At 64.9% G+C, this 14,036-nt stretch carries 6 protein-coding genes and 1 pseudogene; 2 read left to right on the top strand and 5 right to left on the bottom strand.

Going from position 1 to position 14,036, the window contains the following annotated elements:
- The first annotated feature begins 64 nt into the window (after nucleotides 1–64).
- Nucleotides 65–2,185: an acyltransferase family protein gene (locus tag ACHMXB_RS11395; protein ID WP_395398436.1), complete on the top strand. Its 2,121-nt coding sequence runs from the start codon at nucleotides 65–67 to the stop codon at nucleotides 2,183–2,185.
- 86 nt (nucleotides 2,186–2,271) lie between these two features.
- Nucleotides 2,272–2,907 (top strand): DUF2461 domain-containing protein, encoded by a 636-nt coding sequence (locus tag ACHMXB_RS11400; RefSeq protein ID WP_395398437.1) that lies wholly within the window; start codon nucleotides 2,272–2,274, stop codon nucleotides 2,905–2,907.
- 57 nt (nucleotides 2,908–2,964) lie between these two features.
- Here ACHMXB_RS11400 and ACHMXB_RS11405 read toward each other — a convergent pair.
- From ACHMXB_RS11405 to ACHMXB_RS11425, 5 genes and pseudogenes are all read right to left on the bottom strand, one after another.
- A pseudogene (locus tag ACHMXB_RS11405) lies at nucleotides 2,965–4,513 on the bottom strand (amino acid permease).
- 255 nt (nucleotides 4,514–4,768) lie between these two features.
- A complete protein-coding gene (locus tag ACHMXB_RS11410; protein WP_395398438.1) occupies nucleotides 4,769–10,462 on the bottom strand; it encodes a peroxidase family protein in 5,694 nt (1,897 codons plus the stop codon).
- A 268-nt stretch (nucleotides 10,463–10,730) separates the two neighbouring features.
- Nucleotides 10,731–11,165 (bottom strand): DUF779 domain-containing protein, encoded by a 435-nt coding sequence (locus tag ACHMXB_RS11415; protein ID WP_395398439.1) that lies wholly within the window; start codon nucleotides 11,163–11,165, stop codon nucleotides 10,731–10,733.
- Nucleotides 11,165–12,187: an alcohol dehydrogenase AdhP gene (gene adhP, locus ACHMXB_RS11420; protein WP_395398440.1), complete on the bottom strand. Its 1,023-nt coding sequence runs from the start codon at nucleotides 12,185–12,187 to the stop codon at nucleotides 11,165–11,167. Before adhP ends, ACHMXB_RS11415 begins: the two co-directional genes overlap by 1 nt.
- Nucleotides 12,188–12,375: 188 nt before the next feature.
- Nucleotides 12,376–13,899 (bottom strand): aldehyde dehydrogenase family protein, encoded by a 1,524-nt coding sequence (locus tag ACHMXB_RS11425; protein WP_395398441.1) that lies wholly within the window; start codon nucleotides 13,897–13,899, stop codon nucleotides 12,376–12,378.
- Nucleotides 13,900–14,036 lie beyond the last annotated feature (137 nt).

The following is a 14,036-nucleotide window of genomic DNA, read 5'->3' on the forward strand; positions in this document are numbered from 1 at the left end:
GAACCGGACGGCATGGCAAAATCAGCAAGGCACTTCCCGCCCTACCCTCGGCAAAAAGGAACTCATGAGCATCGTCCAGCAGGCGCCGGGTGGGGCTGCGGCCGGAACAATCACGGGTGCAGCGCTTAGGCGCAGACCGTCGTTCCGGCCTGACATCCAGGCGCTGCGCGCCCTTGCAGTGTCCCTGGTGGTCCTGAACCACGTGTGGCCCAAGGAGCTGACCGGCGGCTACGTCGGGGTGGACGTCTTCTTCGTGATCTCCGGGTTTCTGATCACCTCGCATCTGCTGAAGGAACTCCTGGGAACCGGCCGGATCCGCCTGGCTTCGTTCTATGCCCGCAGGATCCGGCGACTGCTTCCGGCGGCCTTCCTGGTCCTGACCGTGTCGCTCATCGCCGCCATGGTGTGGCTGCCGTTCTCGCGTTGGGAAGACACAGCCCGCGAAATCCTCGCCAGCGCCCTTTATGCGGAAAACTGGGTGCTTGCGGCCAAGTCCGTGAACTACTCGGCGTCAACGTCATCGGCAACGGTGGCCCAGCACTTCTGGTCGCTCTCCGTCGAGGAGCAGTTCTACCTCATCTGGCCGCTTCTGCTCATTGCGCTGTTCTGGCTGGCCGGCCGCCGCAACAGGCCCGCAATCGCCGTAGTGTTCGCCGGAATAGCCGCCGTGACGGCACTCGGGCTAGCGACCTCGGTGCTCACGACGGAGTTCTCGCCGAACCAGGCGTATTTCGTGACTCCGGTCCGGGCCTGGGAGTTCGGCGCCGGTGCGTTGACCGCCCTGGCGCTCGGCCGGCACAAGGTGCCGTCGCCGGCCATGAAGGGGGTTGGGCCCGCCGGGTTCGCACTGATCGTGTGCTCTGCCCTTGCCTTCAACGACGGAACGCCCTTCCCCGGGTTCCTCGCCCTTGTCCCCGTCCTGGGCACGGTGATGGTCATCTTTGCCGGAAACGGTAACCGTAGGCCGGCCTTCAAGCCGCTGATCAGCATGCTTCCGCTGCAGTACCTCGGCAACATCTCATACTCGCTGTACCTCTGGCACTGGCCGCTCATCGTCATTGCCCCGTTCGCCTTGGGGCGCGCCCTGGGCAACTTCGACAGGATCGGAGTAGTCCTTCTCGCCGTTCTCCTGGCAGGCCTCACGAAGGCGTATGTCGAGGACCGCGGCCAGTCATCCGTGTACCTCAACGCGTCACCACGGCGGACGTTCGTCGCGATGGCCGTCGGCATGGCCCTTGTTGCAGGGCTATCCGGCCTTCAGCTGCAGGTCAGGGAAGTCCGTCGCGAGGCAGCGGAACAGGCCGCCGCAGCCGCCGCCCTGCAGCCTTGCCACGGACCGCTGGCACTACTCGCCGGTGCCGACTGCGCCGACCCGTTCGGACCCTCCGCTTCCCCCGTAATGTCGGACGCCAATGAGTACTGGAAAACGCCTCCTTCATGCGCCCGCCCCGACGACGAACTGAAGGCCGCGGAAACCAAAACGCACCAGCGTTGCGACTTTTCCGGTGGGAAGCGCGATGCCCAAACTGTGTGGCTGGTGGGTGATTCCCACGCGCAGCAGTGGCAGGCGGCGGTCTTCGCGGCGGCCAAGCAACGAGGCTGGATCGTCCAGACGGCACTGTTGGGAGGATGTCCTGTGGCAGACGTCAAATTCACCGGTTACGAAGGCAGCACTGACGACGGTGCCCGGATCTGCATGGATTGGGCGGGCAAAGTGACCAGCGCCGTTGCCGCAGACAGGCCGGCGGCAGTCTTCACGTCCATGTTCGCGCGGAAGCAGTCCATTGACGACGGCTCCGGCCGTCCGGCCTCCGAACAGTTCTCCGCGGGCCTGCAGAAGACCTGGCAGCGGTGGACCGACGCAGGGTCCAAGGTCTATGTCCTGGCCGACCCGCCGCTCAACCAGGCCGTGCGGCAGCCTGACTGTACCAATTTGCATGTCCAGGACCCGGCGGCGTGCGCCGTGGATCGTGCCGTGGCCCAGCCGGAGGACCCGCTGGCAACGGCAGCCAAGTCCACGTACAGCCGCGACGTCCAGCTTGTGGACCTGACCGATTACTTCTGCGACCCGAGCAAGTGCTACACGGTTGTTGGCGGAGTCAATGTCTACTTCGACGCCAACCACCTCAACCGGGAGTACAGCGAGCTCCTGGCGCCATTGCTGCTGGACAAATTGGCGAAGTAAGCCAGGTCAGGCTGGTCCGCCGGCGCGTTTTCCACATGGGCGAGGTGCCCGTAGCCTGGCCGGGTCAGCTTACCTAGGCTTCATGCATGAGCACATTCGAGGGCATTCCCGCAGCAGCAGCGGAGTTTTATGCTGAGCTGGAAGAAAACAACACCCGGGAGTGGTGGCAGGCACACTCAGAGGTGCACCGCGAGTCCGTGAAAGAACCCCTGGCCGCACTGCTGGCCGCTCTTGAGCCCCGCTTCGGACCGGGGAAAATGTTCCGGCCCAACCGGGACATCCGCTTCTCGCCGGACAAATCCCCGTACAAGACGGCCCAGGGCGCTTTCGCCTCGTTCCAGGAAGGCGTGGGGTTCTACCTTCAGATCAGCGCGGATGGCCTGCTGATCGGCGGCGGCTACCACTCACATTCTCCCGCGCAGCTGGTCCGCTGCCGGAACTCGGTGGACGCAGCAGGCAGCGGCGGACAGCTGCAGCACATCGTGGACGCCGTCGCAGCAGCCGGCTTCGCCATTGAAGGCGAAAAGCTAAAGACGGTGCCGCGGGGATTCCCGAGGGACCACCCGCGCGCAGAGCTGCTCAAGCACAAGTCGCTGTCCGCGGGTGTTGCGCTGGGCGAGCCGAACTGGCTCAGGTCATCGGAAGCGGAACGGGAGATCGCCGCCCGGTGGGAACAGCTCCGTCCGCTGGTCGACTGGGTGGGACGGCACGCCGCCCCCTGACGGCATCAGGGGGCGGCGGTCCAGCGGAACCCGGGACGGACCAGGTCCGTGGTGGCGCTAGACCTTGCTAAGCTCGTCGCCGTCCCGGTCGCCCAGGTCGCTTGTAGTGCCGTCCACGGCTGCTTTGGCGCCGGCGAACTTCTCGTTGAGGCGGGAGTGGCGCTGCCCGTACGCGAAGTAGATGGCAATGCCCACCAGCAGCCAGATGGCGAAGAAGATCCAGGTCTCCACGGCGAGGTTGGTCATCAGGTACAGGCACAGCACCGCGGACACGACGGGGAGCACCTTGCCGAACGGGACCCGGAAAGCCGGCTTCAGGTCGGGGCGTTTCTTGCGGAGCACCAGGATGCCCAGGCTGACCATCACGAAGGCGGACAGCGTGCCGATGTTGATCATTTCCTCGAGCAGGTCCACGTTGGTGAGTCCGGCAACCAGGGCAACGGCGGCGCCGCAAAATGATCTGCAGGCGGACCGGCGTCGAACGCTTTTCGCTGGTCTTGGACAACGAGCGCGGCAGCAGGCCGTCGCGGCTCATGGCCAGCACCACGCGGGCCAGGCCCATGAGCAGCACCATGATCACAGTGGTCAGGCCCACGAGCGAGCCGAAGGCGATCACCTTCGCGGCGTCGGTGTTGCCGACCGCTTCGAAGGCCGTGGTGAGTGTGGGGCTTTCAGCCTCAGCGAGCTGCGTGTAGGAGACCATGCCGGTCAGGGCGAGGGACACGAGGATGTACAGCAGCGTCACCAGGGCCAGGCCGCCGAAGATGCCGCGGGGCAGCGTCTTCTGAGGGTTCTTGACCTCTTCTGCGGAGGTGGCCACCACGTCGAAGCCAATGAAGGCGAAGAACACCAGCGCGGCGCCGGCGAAGATGCCCATGGTGCCGTACTGCGCGGGGGCAGCACCGGTGAGGAAGCCGAAGAACGACTGCTTCAGAACGTCGGCCGCGCCGGCGTTTGCCGTTGGCTCAGAGGCCGGGACGAAGGGGGTGTAGTTCGAGAACTTCACGTAGCTGAAGCCCACGATGATCACGAACACCACCACGGCGATCTTGATCAGCGTGAAGATGTTGCCCACGCGGGCGGACAGCTTGGTTCCGAGCACCAGCAGCACGGTGAAGACGGCAACGATGAGGAAGGCGCCCCAGTACAGGTCAACGCCGCCAATCGAGATGGCAGGCGGCATTTCGACGCCCATGAGGGCGAAGACCTTGCTGAGGTAGATGCCCCAGTACTTGGCGATCACCGCAGCAGCGGTGAAGAGCTCCAGGATGAGGTTCCAGCCGATGATCCAGGCCAAAATCTCGCCCATGGTGGCGTAGGTGAAGACGTAGGCCGAGCCGGCCACCGGGATGGCCGTGGCAAATTCGGCGTAGCACATGATCGCCAGGGCACACGTGACGGCGGCGACCAGGAAGGAGATGGTGACGGCGGGGCCGGCGAAGTTCGCAGCCGCCTTGGCGCCCACGGAGAAGATGCCGGCGCCCACGGCAACAGCGACGCCCATGATCATGAGGTCCCACGTGCTCAGGGAGCGCTTCAGCTTGCGTCCGGGCTCATCGGCGTCGGCGATTGACTGCTCGATGGATTTGGTCCGGAAAAGATTCATTGGAAGTCCACAGTCCTGATAGGGGATGGAAACAGACCTATCAAGGATAGTGTCCATCCAGTGGACGGCCATATTTGTCCCGAATAGTGAGACGGGCGGAACACAAAACCACGCCCGACCCTCCTCCGCGCTGCGGCTGCGCGGTGTGGTGGAGGGCCGGGCGTGGGTCCTTGGGTGGGCACCCTGAGTCGAGGGTGCGGAACAATGGGTCACCGCCCGCCGTGCTAAAGCATGCGGGCGGCGACCGTTAGTCGACTAGCTGATAACTCGCATCACGTTCCAGCCGCTGCCTGCACTGGTCCTGGTGGGGAACAGGCCGGCGCCATTGCCCTGGTAGGACCACAGAACGCCGCTGTTGTCCCGGGCGACCAGGTCATTCCTGCCGTCGCCGTTCAGGTCGCCGGGAGTGCTGATGGCGGTCATGCCGTTCCAGCCGCCGCCAACCCGGATGCGGGTCGGGAAGGTCCCGGCGCCGTTGCCCTGGTAGGACCACAGAACGCCGCCGTTGTCCCGCGCCACCAGGTCATTCCTGCCGTCGCCGTTCAGGTCAGCGGAGGCGCTGATGGTGTTCATGATGTTCCAGCCGCCGCCTACCCGGATGCGGGTCGGGAAGGTCCCGGCGCCGTTGCCCCGATAGGACCACAACACGCCGCCGTTGTCGCGGGCAATGAGGTCAGCCCGCCCATCCCCGTTCAGGTCAGCGGAGGCGCTGATGGTGTTCATGCCGTTCCAGCCGCCGCCTACCCGGATGCGGGTCGGGAACGTTCCGGAGCCGTTGCCCAGGTAGGACCAGAGGACGCCGTTGGACTCCCGCGCCAGCAGGTCGGACCTGCCGTCACCGTTCACGTCGCCGGAGGCGCTGATGATATTCATGATGTTCCAGCCGCCGCCTACCCGGACGCGGTTCGGGAAGGTCCCGGAGCCGTTGCCCAGGTAAGTCCACAACACACCGGCGTTGTCCCGGGTCACGATGTCGACGTTGCCGTCACCGTTGAAGTCCCGGAGCGCGCTAGGGGAAGTGACCGGAAGAGCCGCTACCTGCACGGCCGCCGAGGTGGTCGATACCGACTCGTACCCGTCCTTGGCTCCGGTAACCGTCACGGTCACCGGCTTACCCGCATCGGCGGGCCTGACCGTGTAGGTGGGCAGGGTAGCGCCGACTACGGCAACTCCGTTGCTGAACCACTGGAAGGACATTGCGACCGGCGCCGGCCCCCAGACTCCTGTGGCCGCCGTCAGGGTGCTGCCGACTGCCGCTGTTCCCGTGATGGACGGAACTGCAGTCACTAGCACAGGTGCCACCGGAGTGACCGTGTTGGAGACGACAACCGTGCTGGGTCCGTGGACGTTGGTCGCCGTGACTTCGAACTTCACGGCAGTGTTGTTGGGCAGCCCGTCGATCACGACGCTGGTGTCGCCGCCGGGTGCCGTGCGGATGTCGCCGATCTGCTCGCCAGTGACGGCATTGAGAACGCGGATCGAGAACTGGTCAGTGATGCCTCCGGCCGCGGCAGCGGTGAAGTTCACCGTGGCCGAAGCGTTGCCCGCCTGCGCCGTGACGCCCGTGGGCGCGCTTGGTGGAACAGAATCCGCGAAGACCAGGGTTTCGATATTCCGGAGGGTGTCCGTTCCGTCGGGGCCCGCGTTGTTATGGCTGACAGTGGTCACACCGTTGTTTTCCGTCACGGTGTAGTTTGCCTCGATGTCGGAGAACACTGCCTTGTCGGTTCCACCGCTGGCCGAGAGGATTTCACGGACCACCACAATGTTGCCGGGGTCGACCTTGCCTGCGAAGACGTCCGCCTGAAGGGTCGGGCCGGTCAGGGCGCCAGCCTCATTCCTGAGGTACTGCGTTGTCATGCCCGTGGCGCTGCCGATCTCTTCGCCGGCCCCGTTGCGGACGCTCAGCCGGACGTTGAGGTAACGGTCACCGTCGATAATGTCGTTGCCGCCGCGTCCCTCGAGGATGTCGCTGCCGCCGCCGCCGAGGATGATGTTGCCATCGCCCCATGCCATCGCGTTCGCGGAGCTGTCCAGGAGCGGGCAGTCCTTGGAGGCCGAAGCGGCAATCACGTCGGCGATGGGAGTGGTCCGTGCCGCTGCCGGAATCAGGTCGCTGAGGCCGGTGATGCGGTTGACCCCCTGCTCGTCCAGGACGTCGCAGCCGATGAAGCCGCCGCCGCCCCGCTGGCCCGGGATAATGTCGTCGCCACGGAGTTTGTCGTCGAGGGGGCCACCGGAGAGGGCTTCGACTTCGTTGTAGCGGTCCCGCACGCCTACCTGCAGGATGTTAAGCGGCAGGATGGGCAGATCCAGGTCGGCGTCCTGGGGCTGCGGATCGGCCAGGCCGATCTCCCAGTCGTAACCTGACGCGCCCGCGACCTTTTCGACACCCGGGCCTGCGAGACCGATGTCGTCGCCGCCCTCCATGTCATAGTCATCGTCGCCACCCTGGCCGATCAGGACATCGTGGCCCGGCTTCTGCGAGTCATCCAGGAAGAACAGGTTGCTGGAGTCGCCGATCAGGAGATCGGGTTCGTCGCCGCCTTCCTGCCAGTCATCTCCTCCGTCACCGAAGACCGCGTCCTCGCCCTGGCCGGCGATTGCGAAGTCGTTGCCTTCACCGGAGAAGGTCTCGTTGATGTTGGCTCCGCCGTTGGTGAAGTCGCTGCCGTCGCCGCCCATGATGATGTCCAGGCCGGGACCCGCATCGATGGCGTCGTTGCCTGGTCCGCCCTTGTGGATGTCGTCCCCTGCAATGTCGGTGATTATGTCGTTGCCTTCGCCGCCAAGCGCGATGTCGGCGCCGTCACCGCCCTCAAAGACGTCATTGCCTTTGCCACCCCAGAAGGTGTCGTTGTCGTTGCCGCCGTAGACGCGGTCATCGTTGACGGTTCCGTTGTAGACGCTCTGGCCGTTGATGCCGGAGGGGTCCACAGTGTTGGTCATCCGGTACTTGATGGTGCCGTCCGCCATCCGGATCAGCACCTTCGTCTCATTGCACTCAGAGGCCGTGTCGTCGGCAACAGTGTTGCCAAATTGGGTGAAGCCATCCCGGGTGCCGGCAAGGTTCTTCAGCTCGAACTTGCAGTCGGCGGTTGCAAAGGCGTCCGCCTTGAGCGCCTGTGCGTTGGTGTTGCGCATCATCAGCTCCGCGAAGGAGTTTCCTTCGAGCTGCGCCCGCAGGTTCATGCCGGGGGTGCGTGCCAGGTAGTAGAACCGGTCTCCGTTCTGAAGCTCCGTCAACTGCTGCTCGAAGACGAAGTTGAAGGTGCTGCCGAGCAGTCCGCCGAACATGTTGGTGCGTTCGGCGAGTCCGCCGACCCACAGTTCCACGTCATCCAGGCCGGTCTCGGAGTGTCCGTTCTTATCTGCCCAGGTGCCGCCATCGCTGTTCATGAACGCTGCCGCGTCCGCAGGAGCAACGTCACCCAGCGCAGTGTCGGGGTTGACGATTGCACGGGCTGCATCACGACGGGACTTGAGCGTCGCAGGACCATCGTCCCCGGTCCCCAGTGTCTTGTCGGGGCCAGCATCGGTGAGGATGGTGGGGTGCTTGCCGTAGGCTGCCACGAAGTTGATCAGGGACTCAGGGTGCTTGAGGTTCTCACCGAAATCGATCCAGTTCGTGTAGGGCTTGAGCTGGCCGTCGTTGGTCGCCGCGTGCAGCTCCTTGCGGAGGTTGTTCAGCGTCGGGATGCCTTCCGACCTGGCACGCGTCATATTGATGGTGGCGAGGTCCAGTGGAAGCCCCAGCAGGTTGTTCCGAAGCGTATCGGTGACGAACTCGTCGAGTTCGTTGCCTTCCTGGTCGGACATGCCCATGATGATGCTGCCGGCTGCCTCTTCCGAGGTCAGGGCCCCGGCATCACCGCCGTCGGTGTAGGCCGGCGGATTGAGGAACCCGTCGAGCAGGGAAATGTCATTCTCGGAACCCCGCACGTCGTCCGATGTGCCAAAGGTGCCGTCCGTTCCCGGCTTGTCCTCGTTCCGCCGCGAGATGGTCTCAGTAAGCATCGAGTGGCCGAACCGGTAGACGGCGTGGGCGAATTCAGCCTTGATCGCCGGATTGATGTCCGTCTGAGTGAAGGCAAACGGCTGGAACGGGTTGATAAGGGGCTGGACCTTCCGGGCAAACTCTTCGAAGACCAGGTGCTGGTACTCCATCTCGGTGACGAAGCGCGCAGCCTGGAAAAGGCGTTCCCCGAAGTCGAAGGATGCGGCATTGACATCCTGGAACTGGGTCTTGAGCGCTGCGTTTTCCGGCTTGTCCAGCGTGGCCTGGATGTCGTCGATGAGCCGATCGTGCTCGGAATGGAACACCTGGTGGATGGCGGTCAGGCCAATGTTTTCGTTAACGCGTCCGTCACCGGCGATGAAGTGCGCATCAAGCATCTCATTGTCGTAGGTTCCGGCCGGCTGGTGGGCGAAATCAGCGGATGCAGTCGGAGGATCCTCAGAGTCCGGGATCGGTGCCACGGCCGGGGTTCCGGGGTTGTGATCCGTGTCCTGAGGGGACGGGTCAGCATTGTGGGCGATGTCGGTTAGGAAGGGAGTGTCGAAGTACAGCACATTCGACGGGACCGCAGTGCCTTTTCCGCCATTGGCCGCCGGGTCCACAGGTACCTTGCCCGTGGCCGTCACAAACTGAGGATAGCCGTTGGCGCCAGGGATGAAGTTTCCGTAGGCGTCGGCATCCAACATGGGAACGTTGAGAACATCCTTGTCCTGCAGCCAGATCCCGAGCCGTTCCGAGGCCTGCTTCTTCGTGGTTGCCCACGTGGCCATGCCGCCTTGGGTCGGACCGTCAGGGCCACCAAGGAGCTTTCCGGTCGCGACGGGCGCTCGAGTGGCGCTGTCCGCCACGTACTCGCGCAGGAACACCTGGTGCGAAGGGTGCGAGGTGTAGGTCTGGCTCTGGTCAACCCAGGGGGAATCCGTGTTGACCGCATCCTGTACGTCGTCAGCACTTTCGTCGACATTAGCAGTATCGGGGTCGTCGCCCAGGATGCCATCCGGCCCGGGCTGGTTCTGGCCCCGCGTCAGCACCATGAAACGCATGTGAGCAGGAAGATCATCCGCATTACCCGCGATATGGTCCGGCCCCGCCACCAGCGGGTCGTCGGCCTTCAGCGGGACGTAAACGGTTCCTCCGCCCTTCACCGTCTGGTCGACGCCGTGGTCGAAGAACTGCCCGAACAGGGTGAAGAGCGAGTTGTAAGGCGGTGACAGGCCGACGTCGGTCGTGACGTTCGGGATAAAGAGGGTGCTGTGAGACGGAACGCAGCCAAGCGGATCGCCGGCGACCGCCTCCACACCCTCCGATGCCGGAACGGGATCGGTGGTGCAGGGTTCGACGCCCTCATTGCCCTGGGTCCGCACAGGGAAACGGGCCGCTGCTACAGCCGCCGGGTTGGTGGAGGTTTGGTCCACGATCAGGTTGCTGATGACGCGCGGCTGCGAGTCGAAAACGTCGCCCTTCTTCTGGGTGTAGCTCGAGGAAACCGGCGGCCCGAAGATCGCGTTTTCACCTGCCTTGTAGGAAGCGGTGCCAAGGCGCGGGAAGACCTGATCCGCTGAGCCGTAGTTGGCCTGTCCGGTCTCAAGGTGGTTGCAGCTGCCGTCAACAGTGCGCAGTCCGAAGGACAGCATCGGGCTGGCGAGCTGGTTCGGGCCTGTGCCCAAAAGGGCGCCGCAGGGGCCGGTTTCCGACGTGGTGTTGGCTACGTGCGCCTCAGCGATTTTGATCTGCTTCAAAATGAAGGACAGGTCCGAAGCGGTGACGTTGAATCCGGCACCGACCGGCCCCTGCACCGCGTTGGCCGCAACCACTGGCAGCCCCATCGCTGCCGGCATCGCCAAGGTGGTGGCTGCCGCTATCAGGCGGAAGGACATGGACTGTTTGCTGCGCTTCTTGCGTCGTTGACGCCGGTTGGTTGGTGGATCCACGGGGGCTCCGGATCGGCTCTGATCCGGGCCCCCCTCTGACTTCAAGGCTGAATTGTTCATGGCACACCTGCCGCTAGGAGGAATGTAACGGTGCCATCGTCCGGTGGAGTGCCCGTGAAAACCTTGGGGGTGTGGCTGGTCGGCCCGCTGAGCCACCCAAATTGGGGGTTCCCAATCGCGGTTTGAATATGCAACGCCCGGACGAAGCCCCTTATCCGGGGCCCCCGTCCGGGCGTAACATTTTGGAGTTTTGTTGGGCAAACCCTGTCTACGCGGGCCAGTCCATGAGCGTGGAGCGGATCAGGAAGCGTTTGCCTTCCGGCGCCTCGACGGAAAACCCGCTCCCCCGGCCCTGCACCACATCCACCGTCAGGTGGGTGTGGCTCCAGTAGCCGAACTGTTCCCGGGACATCCAGAACTCAAGCGGCTGCCCGCCGTCGTAAGCGGAACCGGACGCGCCGCCGTCGTCCGCGGAGAGATCAAACCGCCCCAGCAGCACGTCCGAATCCCCCGTGAGGAAGTCACCCGCCGGGTAGCACATGGGCGCGGAGCCGTCGCAGCAGCCGCCGGACTGGTGGAACATGAGCGGGCCGTGCTGCGTCCAGAGCTTCCGGAGCAGCCCAACCGCCTCGGCGGTGAGCGCCACCCGGGAGAAGTCCTCCCCGGGCAGCGTCACGGCGGCGTCCAGCCTGGTGTGGGGCATCAGAACCTCAGCACCACGCGGCCGTCGATCTTCGCGTGCTTCATCTCATCGAGCACCGCGTTGACATCCGAGAGCTCACGCGTGGACACGGTCGGGTGGATCTTGCCCTGCGCGTAGAAATCCAGTGCCTCCTCCAGGTCCTGCCTCGTTCCCACGATGGAGCCGCGGACGGTCAGGCCCTTGAGCACGATCTCGAAGATCGGTGCCGGAAAGTCACCCGGCGGCAGTCCATTGAACACGATGGTGCCGCCGCGGCGCGCCATGCCGATGGCCTGCCCGAAGGCCGACGGGTGCACCGCCGTGACCAGGACTCCGTGGCAGCCTCCGGTTTTCTGCTGGATGACTTCGGCGGGATCCTCGTGGAGGGCGTTGACGGTGAGTTCGGCGCCGTGCTTCTTGGCGAGGGCGAGTTTGTCGTCCGCGATGTCCACGGCGGCGACGCGCAGGCCCATGGCCACGGCGTACTGGACGGCGATGTGCCCCAGCCCGCCGATCCCGGAGATGGTGACCCACTCCCCCGGCTTGGCCTCAGTCATTTTCAGTCCTTTGTAGACGGTGACGCCGGCGCAGAGCACCGGGGCCACCTCCACAGGGTCGGAACCGGCGGGAATCCTGGCGGCAAACCGGCTGTCCACCAGCATGTATTCGCCGAAGGAGCCGTCCACGCTGTAGCCCGCGTTCTGCTGGGCCTCGCACAGCGTTTCCCAGCCGGTGCGGCAGTACTGGCAGTCACCGCAGGCGGACCAGAGCCACGCGTTGCCCACGAGGTCACCGACGGCGAGGTCCGTGACGCCCTCGCCGAGGGCCACCACCTCACCGACGCCTTCGTGTCCGGGCACGAAGGGCGGCGACGGCTTGACCGGCCAGTCCCCTTCCGCGGCGTGGAGGTCGGTGTGGCAGACGCCGCTGGTGATCACCTTGACCAGGGCCTGTCCGCGGCCCGGGGTGGGGACGGGGATGTCCTTGATCTGGAGGTCCTTGGCGAATTCGGTTACTACGGCTGCTTGCATTGTCGTCGTCATTGGCGAAATCCTTGCGTCGTTGAAGCGTTGTTCTTAGGTGGTGCGGGACGGGTAGTGCCTTCCTGAGGGGTGGCCAGGGGTCAGTCTTCCGCCGCGGTGGGGCGGGAAGCATGGTGCGGGCGGGGACGGATGGAGCTGATCCGTCCCCGCCCGGGCGAGGGGCGGAGTGGGGCGTGAGCCCCCACTTCCTAGAAGAAGCCGAGCTTGTTTTCGTTGTAGCTGACCAGCAGGTTCTTGGTCTGCTGGTAGTGGTCCAGCATCATGGCGTGGTTTTCACGTCCGATGCCGGAGGACTTGTAGCCGCCGAACGCGGCGCCGGCCGGGTAGGCGTGGTAGTTGTTGACCCAGACGCGGCCGGCCTGGATCTCCCGGCCTGCCCTGTATGCGACGTTGCCGTTGCGGGACCAGACGCCGGCGCCGAGGCCGTAGAGGGTGTCGTTGGCGATGCCCATGGCGTCGTTGTAGTCGGTGAAGCGGGTCACGGACACCACCGGGCCGAAGATCTCCTCCTGGAAGATGCGCATCCGGTTGTGGCCTTCGAAGATCGTGGGCTGGACGTAGTACCCGCCGGCCAGGTCCCCGGGCAGTTCGGCGCGGGCGCCGCCGGTGAGGACCTTGGCGCCTTCCTGCTTTCCGATGTCGATGTAGGAGAGGATCTTTTCCAGCTGGTCGTTGGAGGCCTGCGCACCGATCTGGGTTTCGGTGTCCAGCGGGTTGCCCTGGATGATCTTCTCGATCCGTGCCAGGGCGTCGGCCATGAAGGAGTCGTAGATGCCGTCCTGGACCAGGGCGCGGGACGGGCAGGTGCAGACCTCGCCCTGGTTGAACGCGAACAGCGCGAACCCTTCCAGTGATTTGTCGTAGAACGCATCGTTGGAGTCGGCGACGTCGTTGAAGAAGATGTTGGGGCTCTTGCCGCCGAGTTCCAGCGTCACGGGGATCAGGTTGTTGGAGGCGTACTGGCTGATCAGCCGTCCGGTGGTGGTCTCGCCGGTGAAGGCGATCTTGCGGATCCGCGGGCTGGAGGCCAGCGGCTTGCCCGCCTCGACGCCGAAGCCGTTGACCACGTTGACCACGCCGGCCGGCAGCAGGTCGCCGATCAGTTCCATCAGGACCAGGATGGACGTCGGCGTCTGCTCCGCGGGCTTAAGGACGACGGCGTTGCCCGCCGCGAGCGCCGGGGCCAGCTTCCAGACGGCCATCAGGATGGGGAAGTTCCAGGGGATGATCTGGCCGACGACGCCGAGCGGCTCGTGGAAGTGGTACGCGGTGGTGTCGTCGTCGAGCTGCGACAGCCGGCCCTCCTGGGCCCGGACGGCGGAGGCGAAGTAGCGGAAGTGGTCGGCTGCCAGCGGGATGTCCGCGTTGAGGGTCTCGCGGACCGGCTTGCCGTTGTCCCAGGTCTCGGCGACGGCGAGCAGCTCGACGTTCTCATCGATGCGGTCGGCGATCTTGTTCAGCACCGCGGCGCGCTCGGCCACCGAGGTCCGGCCCCAGGAGGGAGCCACCTTGTGCGCCGCGTCCAGGGCGAGTTCGATGTCCTCGGCGGTGCCGCGGGCCACCTCGCAGAAGGGTTTACCGGTGACCGGGGTGATGTTCTCGAAGTACTGGCCCTTCACGGGTGCAACCCATTCGCCGCCGATCCAGTTCTCGTAACGGTCCTTGAACTCGACCTTCGAACCTTCGGTTCCTGGCTGTGCGTAAACGGTCATTGCTAGCTCCTTTGCTCTGCAACACGGTGGCGATATGTCATGGTGATCGCCGATGCATCGAGCCTAGGAGCGGGCAGGTTGCAGCCAGGTTGCAACAAAGTGAGACGGGTCACTTGCCCGGATTGGTGACGCCGGCA

The sequence above is a fragment of the Arthrobacter sp. UC242_113 genome, from assembly GCF_044054585.1.
In the GTDB taxonomy this organism is placed as follows: Bacteria; Actinomycetota; Actinomycetes; order Actinomycetales; family Micrococcaceae; genus Arthrobacter.

What these genes read in the sequence shown, in the direction of transcription:
- ACHMXB_RS11400 (WP_395398437.1), top strand. Translation starts at nt 2,272, where the DNA reads ATGAGCACATTCGAGGGCATTCCCGCAGCAGCAGCGGAGTTTTATGCT.
- ACHMXB_RS11425 (WP_395398441.1), bottom strand. Translation starts at nt 13,899, where the DNA reads ATGACCGTTTACGCACAGCCAGGAACCGAAGGTTCGAAGGTCGAGTTC.
- adhP (WP_395398440.1), bottom strand. Translation starts at nt 12,187, where the DNA reads ATGACGACGACAATGCAAGCAGCCGTAGTAACCGAATTCGCCAAGGAC.
- ACHMXB_RS11395 (WP_395398436.1), top strand. Translation starts at nt 65, where the DNA reads ATGAGCATCGTCCAGCAGGCGCCGGGTGGGGCTGCGGCCGGAACAATC.
- ACHMXB_RS11415 (WP_395398439.1), bottom strand. Translation starts at nt 11,165, where the DNA reads ATGCCCCACACCAGGCTGGACGCCGCCGTGACGCTGCCCGGGGAGGAC.